At 69.4% G+C, this 11886-nt stretch carries 12 protein-coding genes; 8 read left to right on the forward strand and 4 right to left on the reverse strand.

The features are described from left to right. Positions 1-105: 105 nt before the first annotated feature. The 3 genes from F4553_RS09525 to F4553_RS09535 all read right to left on the reverse strand — a co-directional run bounded on the left by F4553_RS09525 (position 106) and on the right by F4553_RS09535 (position 3008). A complete protein-coding gene (locus F4553_RS09525; RefSeq protein ID WP_184834599.1) occupies positions 106-888 on the reverse strand; it encodes a hypothetical protein in 783 nt (260 codons plus the stop codon). A 73-nt stretch (positions 889-961) separates the two neighbouring features. Next, positions 962-1846 (reverse strand): replication-relaxation family protein, encoded by an 885-nt coding sequence (locus tag F4553_RS09530; protein ID WP_184834601.1) that lies wholly within the window; start codon positions 1844-1846, stop codon positions 962-964. Between the two features lie 355 nt (positions 1847-2201). Beyond that, positions 2202-3008 (reverse strand): DUF2637 domain-containing protein, encoded by an 807-nt coding sequence (locus tag F4553_RS09535; protein WP_312875146.1) that lies wholly within the window; start codon positions 3006-3008, stop codon positions 2202-2204. Positions 3009-3445: 437 nt separating this feature from the next. Between F4553_RS09535 and F4553_RS09540 the strand changes: the two genes are divergently transcribed. Together F4553_RS09540 and F4553_RS09545 are read left to right on the forward strand one after the other, a co-directional pair. Beyond that, the gene (locus F4553_RS09540) at positions 3446-4393 is read left to right on the forward strand and encodes a hypothetical protein (protein WP_184834603.1); all 948 of its coding nucleotides are present in this window, start codon (positions 3446-3448) and stop codon (positions 4391-4393) included. Positions 4394-5006: 613 nt separating this feature from the next. Further along, positions 5007-5825, forward strand: coding sequence for a phosphotransferase enzyme family protein (locus tag F4553_RS09545; RefSeq protein WP_184834605.1), 819 nt, complete (start codon positions 5007-5009; stop codon positions 5823-5825). Here F4553_RS09545 and F4553_RS09550 read toward each other — a convergent pair. Beyond that, positions 5822-7216 (reverse strand): NsdA family TPR-like regulatory protein, encoded by a 1395-nt coding sequence (locus F4553_RS09550; protein WP_512698869.1) that lies wholly within the window; start codon positions 7214-7216, stop codon positions 5822-5824. The genes F4553_RS09545 and F4553_RS09550 overlap by 4 nt on opposite strands. Before the next feature lie 243 nt (positions 7217-7459). Between F4553_RS09550 and F4553_RS09555 the strand changes: the two genes are divergently transcribed. From F4553_RS09555 to F4553_RS09580, 6 genes are all read left to right on the forward strand, one after another. Further along, positions 7460-7816, forward strand: a complete 357-nt coding sequence (locus F4553_RS09555) for a hypothetical protein (protein ID WP_184834609.1) — start codon at positions 7460-7462, stop codon at positions 7814-7816. Between the two features lie 333 nt (positions 7817-8149). Beyond that, positions 8150-8887 carry a GOLPH3/VPS74 family protein gene (locus tag F4553_RS09560; RefSeq protein ID WP_184834611.1) on the forward strand — a complete coding sequence of 246 codons (738 nt, stop codon included), beginning with the start codon at positions 8150-8152 and terminating at the stop codon, positions 8885-8887. A 39-nt stretch (positions 8888-8926) separates the two neighbouring features. Continuing rightward, on the forward strand, positions 8927-10420 hold the full coding sequence (locus F4553_RS09565) for an APC family permease (protein ID WP_184834613.1): 1494 nt from the start codon (positions 8927-8929) through the stop codon (positions 10418-10420). After that, a complete protein-coding gene (locus F4553_RS09570) occupies positions 10417-11076 on the forward strand; it encodes a GNAT family N-acetyltransferase (RefSeq protein WP_184834615.1) in 660 nt (219 codons plus the stop codon). Before F4553_RS09565 ends, F4553_RS09570 begins: the two co-directional genes overlap by 4 nt. Then, positions 11073-11357, forward strand: a complete 285-nt coding sequence (locus F4553_RS09575) for a hypothetical protein (protein WP_184834617.1) — start codon at positions 11073-11075, stop codon at positions 11355-11357. The genes F4553_RS09570 and F4553_RS09575 overlap by 4 nt, the downstream gene beginning before the upstream one ends. 113 nt (positions 11358-11470) lie before the next feature. Next, entirely contained in the window at positions 11471-11830 is a 360-nt protein-coding gene (locus F4553_RS09580) for a hypothetical protein (protein ID WP_184834619.1), read from the forward strand. Positions 11831-11886: the final 56 nt, after the last annotated feature.

Raw genomic sequence — 11886 nt, forward strand, 5'->3', positions numbered from 1 at the left:
TCCTTTCCAACCGGGCAACGCCCGGTTCAACGGATCACATCCAGGTCAAACACGGAAATCTACACACTCCCGAATTCGCCGATGCGGGGGATTCGAAGGGCCTGCTCATTTGCTACATATCGGACAGTATTCGAGCCGCTCAGCGACGAGGACGAAGCCTCGTGCGCATCCGGTGGCGCCGCAGGAGCCATTTGCACCGTCCAGCGGATTGCTTATACGTGGCTCGGCTTCGGGCTCAGGGCTGCGGCAACGAGCGCAGCGAGGTTGCCCGTCGCGACGCCGCCTTCGACTGTTGCCGTGCGAGCACCTGCCGCTCGTGTTCGACGTGAGATCATCGGTCGTTTTCGTGGTGGGGTCGTCGCGGCCGCTCGCGCGCGTAACGGTGACGGCCGTACGGAAAGCACCCCTTCTCTCCTGTGATAGCTCCTCCCGTGGTTCCTCTTGGTTCCTAGGGTGGACTCCGACGGTCCCCCTCTCGTGCCTGCCGGTGTCCCCCTGAGGGGGACCGATGGTGTCCGTCTCAGGGGGACCGCCACGGTCCGGCCGGTCCGGGCTTTCCACACGGGAGCGGTCGGTGCCGGGTCGGCGGTCGAGGGTGAGCTGGTAGACCTGGTTGCTGCCAGCGCGGGCGGTGTTCACGCGGTGGACGGCTCCTTGGCGGATCAGCTCGGCGACGGCCCGTTGGACGGTTTTGAGGCGCGACTGCGGGGTGCCGCCGGGCGCGATCACGGTGGCGAGCAGGTCGTGGCCGCCGAAGTACCGTCCGGCGGGGGTGGTGGGTGCGTTGTTGTCCAGGGCGGTGTGGGCCATGCGGATGAGGACGCGGAAGGCACGGTCGGTCAGGTGCGTCCAGCTCATCAGTGCTTCGGTGACCAGGCGTGCTCCCACGGTGTCTCCAATCTGTCGGCGGGTGGGCGAGGGTGTGAACAGGGGCGGGGTCATGCTGGGTGGCTCCCACTGGTCAGGAGTCGTCGTGGTCAGGGTCGCGGCTGGGCAGCTCACTGAGCCGCAGTCGTGGACCCTGTCGGCCGTGGAGCCACCACACCTGGTCGGCGACGGTGAGCCGGGTGCCGGCGATGTGGTCGGCGGCGGTGGTCGCGACGATTGCTTCGAGGGGTTGGGTGTCTGCGAGCCGCTGGCGGAGGGCCTGTTCGCGGCGCAGGGTGGGCAGGTAGAACAGGACTGGCCAGGACCGGTTGGTGAGCGTCGCGACGGCGGTGTACCGCCCGATCTTGCCGATGAGGATGGGCAGCTTCTCGGTGCCGGTGTCGTATTCGAGGAAGAACGGAACGGTGCGGTCGTGTTCGACCCAGATGCCGTGGCCGTCGGGGCGCGGCAGCGGGGCGATCATGATCTGCGGGTCGTCTCCGTCCTGGTAGAAGACGCCGCGGTCGCGGAAGGCCGATTCGGGCCACCAGCGCTGTAGTTCGGTGCCGGGGTGGGTGCGCTGGTGTCCGGCGAGGTCGGTGAAGAACTGGTTGGTGCCGAGCAGATGCGGCAGGTTGGCCCGGGACAGCAGGTGCAGGCGCCGGGTGCGGGCCTGATCGCGGCGCGGCATGGGGTCGCGGCGTTGGGCTGCAACGAGTTCGGTGCCGAGCTGGTCGAGCAGGTAGTGGTACGGGTAGGAGCCGCCGTCGGGTTTGAGGGGCCGGAACCGGGTGATGACCTGCAGCGCCGTGAGCCTGCGCAGGCGTCGCTGGGCGTAGTCGGCGGACGGGAACAGGGCGTGGGCGATCTGGGCGCTGGTGAGGACGCCGTGGTCGTAGAGCCAGGACAGCAGTTGGTGGTCGCGTGGGGTGATGGCTGATTCGAGGCGCAGGAGCGGGTCGAGGCGTGGGCTGATCATGCCGCCGGCCCCTGTTGGGGAAGACCCCTTGGGTCTGTCGGGGCGGGCCCGGTGCGGGGCGTCTGGTCCTTGGCCTGCTGGTTCGTCGAAGTGTGGGGGTCCGGTTGCGGGTGCGGTTCAAGGCGGACCCGCAACAGGATCCCGATCCGGCTACCGAAGCGGACCCCGATTCCGGGTCGGCGGTCAGCGTCGGCACCGACTCTGCTTTGGATGTCCACGAGCGGGGTCGCGGAGCCGGCGGTGTCCCCGACCCGCGGTGAGGTGTCGCGGTCCGGTGACGGAGTGGGCGATGAGCTGGCAGGGGCGGTGTCGGTCATGGCGGTGCTCCTTCTGTCGGAGGCGGTGCCGGTGCGGTTCACGGTGCGGACCGTGACGGCTCGGCAGGGGTGCCCTGGTCTGCCGGGTGGTCTCCGTCCGTCGCGGTGGCGGGGTCCGGGCCGTCGCGGAGGTGGGCGAGCAGCCGGGACGCCGTGGCGTTGGACATCTGGTATCCGTGCCGGCGCATCGCGGTGGCGAGCGCGTGCCGGGTGAGCGGTGTGCCCTCGTCGTGGAGTTCTCGTGCGGCCGCGGCGGCCGCGGGCAGGAGCTGGTCGAGGTGGGTGGCGCGGTGTGCGGTGTGGCGGGTGGTCCGGGACCGGTCCCGGACCACACGGCGGGTTCCGGCAGGTGGGGCCGTTGCCGGGTGCGCGTGGTCTGCGGGTTCGGGGGTGTCGGGTCCGGGACCAGTCCGGGACCGTCCCCGCGGACCGCTGGTGGTGCCGACTGTGTCGGTGCGGCCGAGGGCGATCTTCACCATGGCGAGGAACCCTGCGGCCGGTAGCGCGGCGGCGATCCAGCCGATGGTGGACCGTTCGGCTTCGACGACCTGCGCGGCGAGCGACAGCACGACTGCGGTGCCGAGGACCCAGGCGGGGAATCCGGCCTGTCCGTGCAGGCGCCGCCGGCGGCGCAGTTCGAGCCCGGACGCGATGGACATCAGCTCCAGGACGACGGCGTCGGCCCACGCCAACCAGCCGGCCTGGCCGTGGGCGACGGCCACGTTGTGGACGTGGGTGAACGACGCCGCCCCCGCAGCGACGCCGATGGTGAGCATGATCGCGACCTGGACCGCGCCTTCGACCCGGCCGACCCGTTCAGCCCGCCCGACGCGCCCGGCGCTCACGGACAGCCCCGCAGAAGCCGCCCGGTGGTGCGCATGCCGCCGCGCGGCGGTCGGCCATGGCTCCGAAAAGGTGCTGACAGACGCCCACGACGGCGCCTCAGGTCGGGCCGGCCACCGGCTGTCAGGTGAAAGCCGGGTCTGTGAGCAGGCCTGTCAGGCGCTGTCAGGCGCTGACAGGTCGTGTCAGGTCGCGACCTCTTGTATTTGTGGCTGGACCAGGAAAAATAGACGGTGAACGACACGGATCGACTCCCTCCCAACAAGTACCGGGCCTCCGGCTGTCGCTTCTGGACCGACCGCGACCGGATACCGGACGAGCGGAGACCCGCTCACCTATGGGATAGGTGCCTTGATCGATGGATCTGGACAGCCTGTGTCGTACGTCATATCCCCGTCGCGTCCGGCGACAGGGCCGCACACGGGGAAAGGCAGGCCGCATGCGACCACGACCCGACAGCACCGAGCCGCTGTTCACCGGGCCCGGAGCGTTGCTGGACTGGTACCCGCAGCGGTTCGCCGCCCTCCCCTGGGTCGTCGCCGCGGGCGAGTTCGCGCCGGACCTCCCCCACCGGGACATGTCGGTCCGCGCCCTGGAGATGTACCTGCTGAACCAGGCCGGGTACGCAGAACGGGACCTGATCTGGGCCGGTATCGCCGGTGGCGCCCGCCGCTCCGCCACCGCCGCCCGGTGCCAGGTCATCGCGGTCGGGGCGGCCGTCAAAGGCCTGCTCGGCTGGCGCAACCGGCTGCATCTGCGCAGCCCCGACGACCGGGCCGATGTCGACGCCGACCTCGCCTACGGTCTACTGCGCCACCTCCACGACATCGACCTCGGGCGCCGCAACATCGCCGGACGGCTCATCGGCAGCGCCACCGGCTACGCCCAACGCCGCTGGAACCAACACCTGCACCGGCCCGACCCCGTCGACCTCACCACCGACACATCCCCAGAGGAAGCCGGCCCCGACGGCGGCCTGCAGGCGGCGCTTCACGCCCTCGCGCTGCGGCTGCAGCAGGACACCGGGACCAGCACCGACCGCACCGACCTGGAACTGCTCGCGGCGACACGACTGGACGGGCAGAACATGGCCGACGTCGCGGCGCGCCACGGACTGACCGTCGAGGCCGCCTACAAGCGCCGCCGACGCCTCGAGTCGCGGCTCGCCGCGCTCACCGGCCGGGTGCCGGCACCGGCGGAGCAGCCGACGACGCCGGTCAGTCCTTGTGCCACGGCATCCGCGGCGGCGGCGGGAGGGAGTTCTCGTCGAACGGCGGACGACCCAGCGCGTTGTCGACCAGGTCTGCCACCAAACCCACGACCTCGAAACGATGCCCTTCGTCATTCTGGTCCACCAGCAGAATCCCGGCGAAGCGCTCCGACATGACCAGCATCGGGCCGCCGCCGGAACGCACCACCACCGACCAGTCCGAGCCCTCCGCGAGGACCACCGCGCCCGCCGTCCCGGGACGGACCGTCACGTGGACCCACGGCTCGCGGACCCGGTTGTCACACCACACGTCCGAAATTACTTCGGCGATCTCTGTGCTGTCATCGAAGCGTCCCAGGTGCGACATCGCGGCACCCCTGGACCGCAACAGCCATACCGAAGCTGGCATGGTGCACAGCTCCTCGGCGAACAGCTTGGCCAACGCACGGCGCCGCTCCGGCGCCGACGGTGCCAGAGCGGCGACCTCTCCACGGCGGGCAGCATCGGCAGTCACCCTTACAGGATCCCATTGGCAGGCCGCCAGCGCGACGTTCCCTGCCTATCAGAAACGCGCCCCCAGACGCGGGCGGCAACGCGCATCGGTCTCACGGAGCGCTCAGATGCGAGATCATGCAGCCAATACGAGTCGGCGCTATCCTCGTCGACGGGCTCGTCTACCACGTAAATCAGCCCATGACGGAGGAGGTAGTCGGCCTTGAGCACGCCCCCGGTCCCCCTCGATGGGGAGAACGCCCGCGTCGCCCTTCGAGCGGCTTGCTCCGTCGTCGGCATGGATCCAGATGACGCGGAACTGATTCGTATCGGCGAGAACGCGGTGTTCCGACTGACCGGCTCTCGGGTAGTTGTCCGGATCGGACGAGACGATCGGCACCATTCGACGGCCGAAGTCGAGGTTCGCACATCGCGTTGGCTGGCCGATGAGGGAGTTCCAGCGGTCCGGGCATTGGAATTCGACCAGCCAGTCTCAGCCTGCGGCCGCGTGGTGACCTTCTGGGAGTCCGTCGGGGATCGCGCAGAGTACGGAACGCCGGCCGAGCTCGGGACGCTGTTACGGCAGTTGCATGCCTTGAACGCGCCACCATGGCTACCGAGCTTCGACCCATTCACCCAGAACCGCGATCGCTTAGCAGCGTCAACCGGTTTGGGCGACGCTGACCATAGCCTTCTCCTATCCGAACTGGAACTCCTGCACGATGAGTACAAGCTATTGAATTTTGCACTAGCGCCAGGGGTCGTCCATGGAGACGCCAGCGTGGGCAACGCGTTCCGCACGAGGAACGGCGCGGTGGTACTTGGTGATCTTGACGGATTTGCGGTCGGGAACCGCGAGTGGGATCTAGTTCAGACAGCCATGTATGCGGACTCGTTCGGTTGGCACACCGAGGCCGAGTACGGCGCATTCGTGGAGGCCTACGGGTTTGACGTGAGGTCGTGGTCGGGCTACCTCGTGATGCGTAACGCACGTGAGTTGATGATGGTGATCTGGTTGGCGCAAAATGCCGCCGATCCGTCCGTGGCGGCTGAACTGGCGAAGCGGCTTCATGCAGTGCGGACGGGCGCGAGCCGACGAGATTGGGTGCCTTTCTAAGGCTGCACCGAACTGCTGGCGATCCATAGCCGGTGTTCGGCGGCCCATTCGTCGAGTGCCGCGACTAGACCCGGGCTGTCGGCTTCCGCCAGGGCTGCTCTGAACGTGCGGAGGTACTCGACGCAGCGGACTGACTGTACTTGCTCACCGATGGTGAGCGCCGATTGCACGACATGGCAGGCCTGCTCGATCTCACCTTGCTGCAAGTGGCCGGTGGCGAGGACCATCGTGACGAAGAAGTCGCTCCGAGGCGAGGTGCCGACGTTTGCCAGTGCCCGTTGCGCGTAGGTCACCGTATCTTTCGCCCGCCCGATGTCGCGGAAGCAGTGGCTGAACTCGGCGGCAAGTTCGGCGTCATCGAAATAGCTGATCCAGTTGGGGTCGTCGCCAGGGCTTCGGCGTTCGAACGCCCGAACGGCTTCGCCGAGGGCACGTTGCGTGGCGACGGAGTCCCCGCCTACCGCCGTCGCCCTCGCCTCCATGGCGTGGAAATGAGCAGTCAGTGTCGCCGTGGCCAGTCCTCGTGTTCCGGCTCGCGCAGCTCGGGCTAAGTTCGCGGCTTGGTGCCATTGACCGAGATATGTGGCTTGGTGGCTCATAGCGTCCAGAACGCTACCGGCGAGAAGTACATCACCGCTGATCTGGGCTAGTTGTAGAGCCTGGATGAAGTATCGCTGCGCAAGACCCTGGATGCCCGCGTCATACGACATCCAAGCTGCCAGAAGAGTCGCCTCAGCGGCCGCTCCGAAGAGTCCTCGTCCCGATTCTGCAGTGTAGTTCCCAGCCAGCAGCGTACTAACCTCGGTCTCGAGGTATTGAACGAGCGAGCGTCTGGAGTGCACCCCTCCGAACCGGTTGTCGAGCTGGGCGAACAGCTCGGTTGTGGCACGTAAGCGCAGGACATCGGAGGCCCCCACACGCTGGGTACCCCCGAGCTTCGGCAGTGGGTCCGTGTCATCCCGGACGAGCCAGTTTAAGGAGGCTTCAGTCCACGCCGCACTGTTCGCGGGAGCCGTGATGACGGCACGTACGGCATCGAGGTCAGCACGCCACAGCCTTCCTACGGCGCCGATCACGGCCTCGGCATCAGCACCGTACTCGATACCGGTTCTGGCATCAGGAACCTCTGTGGATGTGAAACCAGCTTCAACGAGGCCCACGGTCCTCCCCAATATTTGGCCGAGGATCTGAACAACCATCCGGGCTGTGTCATGCCGTGGATGGACGCCGGCAAGCCACCGCGAGACCGAGGTGTGATCGCAACTGACCTGGCCTTTGGAAAGATCGCGGACCAATCGCGCGAGGGCCTTCCGCGAGATACCTGCTCGCCTTATCAGCTCGGCAAGCCGTTCGTTCGGCTGCGTGCTTGGCACAACTTCCCCCGTTCTCACTGGTAGCGCGTGTCAGTGCACATCTGCGCCCCCATATGCGCCCTCCCCAGAGCGCAACTCCAGAGCGAAGCTGAACTCCTCAGCGACGCACAGATCGATTATCGCAACTGCGGTCTGAGCGCCGAATAGAGACCCGCCGAGCATTCAGATTGCCGACTGCGATTTGCCTTAGCTCTGGGCCGAGTGGTTGCTCCCCAGGGCAGACGCCATGCACAGCAACGACTCCGCACAGAAGGACGGGCGATGTCTATACAGGACCTTGAATCGACGCCCGCCGAGGCCCGACGACACCACAGCCGTCAGGCTGAAGTGGCCACCTGCCCGGTCAGGGACCGAGCCGGGATCACCCGGCTCGCCTTCATCGAAGCTTCGCCGACTGAGCACGCGGCGCAGGGGCCTTTATCCTCCTCATTCGCCAATCCGAGGAATTCTGCCGTTCGGCAAAGGGCGTTCGTCCAACTTGTCCACGTCGAGCCGAAACCGAATCCCGTTATACAGGTGCATGAGGCAGGCGCGCCGATTTCCCAGGTCGATATCCTCGGCGTTCTTCCAACGGCTTCCGGCACGGTCGCGCCGCATGTGGTTGCAGTGCAGCGATGAGCGCCTCGAACGACTACCTGCTCGACGGGTTGCTGGTGTGTCTCGAAGGAACACCAATGGTCCCGGTCGTTCGGACTTCCCGCAGGTACCAGTGCCCCACCTGCTTGGTCGAGATCGACGCCGAGTTTGCGGAAAGCACTGTCTGGGAACAGCTGAGGCGACTCCGTCCCACGCTCCTACCTGAGCACATACCAGTAGCTGACCGTGGTGATGTCATGCGCGGTGTTGTCCGCTCGATGACGTTCATGCCGCAGTCCATGACCTTCCGAACCACCTGGCTCCCCCACGCCGCATCCCGGGCGCTCCGCGCCGATCCCGCCGCAGGAGCACCGGATGCTTGACCAGACCGGATTCGTCGGACGCGTCAGCATCCACCCGCCACCCGCCGCCTACACACGCCGAGCCGGGGAGCTGGCCGTCGCCGACGACCTGTTCCTGGTCGCCCTCGACGACCGCACCGGCCACCACCTCGCCGACCCTGGACTGCTCGCACTCGGTCTGGCCGCCGGGCTGCTGGCGGAGCTGGTCAACGTCGGCGCCGTGATCGTCGACGGCAACGACCACGTGGTCCCGACCGGCGGCCTGCTTGCCGCCGCAGACGACACCGGGCGGGTGGTCGCGAGCCTCGTCATCCGGGAACGCGCCCACGACCTGCCGACGTGGCTGTCCTACCTCGCCCGCGACGCAGTGAAGGCCGTCGCCCGGCGCCTCCGATCCCAGGGCCTCGTCACCGTTCACCGCCACCGGCGCCTCATCGGGTCCGCCACCACCCGCTACGAGGCGACCAATGCCAACACGGTGGCGTACCGGGCGGTCCGCCTGACCGCCATGCTCACCGCCCACGCCCACGTCCCCGGTGACGACGTCGACGCCAGGGCGCTGCTGATGATCGCCCACGCGCTCGGGCTCACCCCGCACCTGACCCGCGATTTCCGCGACCACCACGAGCGCGCTCGCGACCGCGTCGACCAGATCCATCTCGAAGCCCTGATCACGCAGCCGTCCCTGCACCGCCTCGCGGTGGCTCTGGGCCGGCTCGTCGGCGCCCACGCCACCGCACCGCGCCGGTAAACCCAGCGCCCCTTCCACACACCTGTCTGGAGTACCCCCATGCCTGACCGACCGTCCGTCGTGACCGCGACCCTCGCCCGGGACAAGCTCGGCGCACCCGCCGTCACCCAGTTCGTCCTCACCGCCGCCACCCCGCTGATGGTCGGCGCGGGCCTGGTCCCCGCCGGTCTCGCCCTCACCGGCGTCGTCGCGATCCCGGTCGCGTTCATCGTCTTCGGGGTGGTCCTCGCCGTGTTCTCCGCCGGGTACACAGCGATGTCGCGCGAGGTCACCAACGCCGGCGCCCTCTACACCTACATCACCCACGGCCTGGGCCGCCCCGCCGGAGTCGCCGCCGCCGTCACCGCCCTGTGGTCGTACAACCTGCTGCAGATCGGCCTCTACGGCATCACCGGCGCCCTCGCCTCGTCCCTGGTCGAGCAGGCCACCGGCACCGCCCGCCCGTGGTGGTGGTTCGCGCTGCTCGCCTGGCTGCTCACCGCCGCCCTCGGCCACCGCCGCGTCGACGTCAACGGCCGGGTCCTCGCGGTCCTGCTCACCGGCGAACTCGCCGTCATCACCGCCGTCGACGTCGTCGGCTTCCTGCACCCCGCCGGCGGACACGTGCAGCTCGACGCCCTGGACCCGGCCGGGCTGCTCACCGGCGCCGCCGGGGCGGTGTTCGCGGTCGTCGCGACCGCGTTCGTCGGGTTCGAGCTCGCTCCCGTCTACGCCGAGGAGTCCCGCACCCCGTCGCGCACGGTGCCCCGCGCCACCTACCTGGGCCTGGCCCTGATGACCGCCGTCTACACCGCCACCAGCCTCGCCACCACCGTCGCCGCCGGGCCCGGCCATGTCGTCGACGCCGCCCGCGAGCAGGGCATCGGCCTGCTGTTCGGCATCACCGACCCGGTCCTGGGCCCCAGGTTCACCACCACCGCGCAGGTCCTGTTCCTCACCAGCATCGTGGCCGGGCTGATCAGCTACCACAACGCCGTCGCCCGCTACACCTTCGCCCTGGCCCGCGAAGGCGTCCTGCCCCGGGCCCTGGCCCGGACCTCCGTCGCCACCGGTGCGCCCGCCGCCGCGTCGCGGGCCCAGAGCGCCGTCGGGCTCGCCGTCATCGCCGTCTACGCCGCCGCTGGCTGGGACCCGCTGTACCGGCTGTTCTTCTGGCTCGGGACCCTCGGCGGCATCGGCATCCTGCTGCTCACCGCCGCCACCTCCGTCAGCGTCACCGTCTACTTCGCCCGCCGCCGCCGCACCCGCATGGACCCCGCCTGGTCGACCGCGGTCGCTCCCGCGACCGCCGCGGTCCTGCTCACCGGCGCCGTCGCCCTGTGTCTGACCCACATCCCCGAGCTCCTCGGCATCGACCCGGGCAGCCCGTGGGCGATCGTCTGGCCGTGCACCTACCCGGCGCTCGCCGCCGCCGGGATCGTCTGGGCCCTAGTGCTCCGCCGCAGCGACCCGGCCACGTACCGCCGGATCGGCCTCGGCGGCACCGTCTCCCCCGCCGACCGCGCCACCCAGTCCGCCGGGGTGGCGTCATGACCGGCCCGGCGGCGACCGGCACCGGCGCGGTCCCCGGCGTGGACGTCGTCGAGCAGGCCGCGGGGATCATCGGCGTCGCGTTCGCCGACCTGCCCCTGAGCGGCTACCTGATGCCGGGCACCGACCGGATCACCAAGGTCGGGATCCTCGCCGGGCACCTGCGGCTCGCCGTGGCCCACGCCCACCGGCACGGCAGCGTGCAGACCGACCCGGGCGGCGTCGCGGCCGCCGCGTGGATGGACCTCTACCCCGTTCCCCCGCCCGAGATCGCCGGCTACGCCGCGAAACGCGCAGCGGTCTGCGGCGTGTTCACCGACCGGTTCGCCCGGTTCGAGGACGCGATGCACGCCCACCACCAGCGCTACGTCGGCGCCACCGCGCATTCCCACCTGGCGCTACTCGGCGTCGTCCCCGCCCGCCAGGGCCGCGGCCTCGGCTCGGCGCTGATCCGGCAGCGGCTGCTCCACCTCGACATCGCCGCCACCGGGTGCTTCGTCGAAGCGTCGAGCACGCGCAGCCGCGACCTCTACCACCGCCACGGCTTCCGCGCCCTCGGCGACCCGTACCCCGTCGGACCCGACGGTCCGCTCATGCACCCGCTCTGGCGCGACCCCGGCGCACCCGCCCAGCCGCCCGCCACACGGCGGCTGCCATGACGATGACCGCGGCGCTCGGCGAGCCCGCAGGCCCGCCGGTGCTCCCGGCGCGGCTGCCGCAACGCCGCCACCACCCCCGCCCCGTCGGCGAATCGACCCGGTCCGACCGGGTGACACCGCGCATCGACACAGTCAGCGCCTGCGCCGGATGCGATGACCTCGTCGTCTACGACGAGGTCATCGGCTGGATCCACACCGGAGCCTCCACGGCCGGCGACGAAGCCGACCTCGCCGAGACCTCCACCGGCACCACGGTCACGCCACCCGCCGCCTGCAGATAGGCGGCCGTGGCGCGCCCGGCACACAGGCCGGCCTTCCGAGGTGAGGGACCCCGGGAGGAAGCGGTCCTGCGCTGTCCAGGTCTTGCTCGCTCTTTCACCCCAAGGAGACACACATGACGTACGCGCAGCAGCCCACCACCATCCCCACCTCCTACACCGACTTGCTGTGGTGCGGGCTGTGCCGACGGCACCTCGTACCCGCCACCGTCGGCACCGCGCAGGTCTACCAGTGCACCCCCGGCTGCCGGCCGCCGATCCACACCGAACGGGTCGACGCCCAGGTCCGGGCCGCGCTGGGTACAAAGGTCCCCCTCGACAGGGCGTTCCACGTCCTCAACGCGGTCACCGTCCGCGAAGGCACCCAGGTCTGGCTCGCCTGGTACAGCCCGCCCCGCCCCTACCAGCCCCCGGCGACGACGCCGCCGGCCGAGGGCTTCCAACGCCCGCGGACAGCGACGGCCACAGCCCGATGACGACGCCGGCGAGGGCCCGCGCACCGACGAGACGACCGCACGCCCGCGATCAGCGG

The sequence above is a fragment of the Allocatelliglobosispora scoriae genome (genome assembly GCF_014204945.1).
Taxonomy (GTDB): Bacteria; Actinomycetota; Actinomycetes; order Mycobacteriales; family Micromonosporaceae; genus Allocatelliglobosispora; species Allocatelliglobosispora scoriae.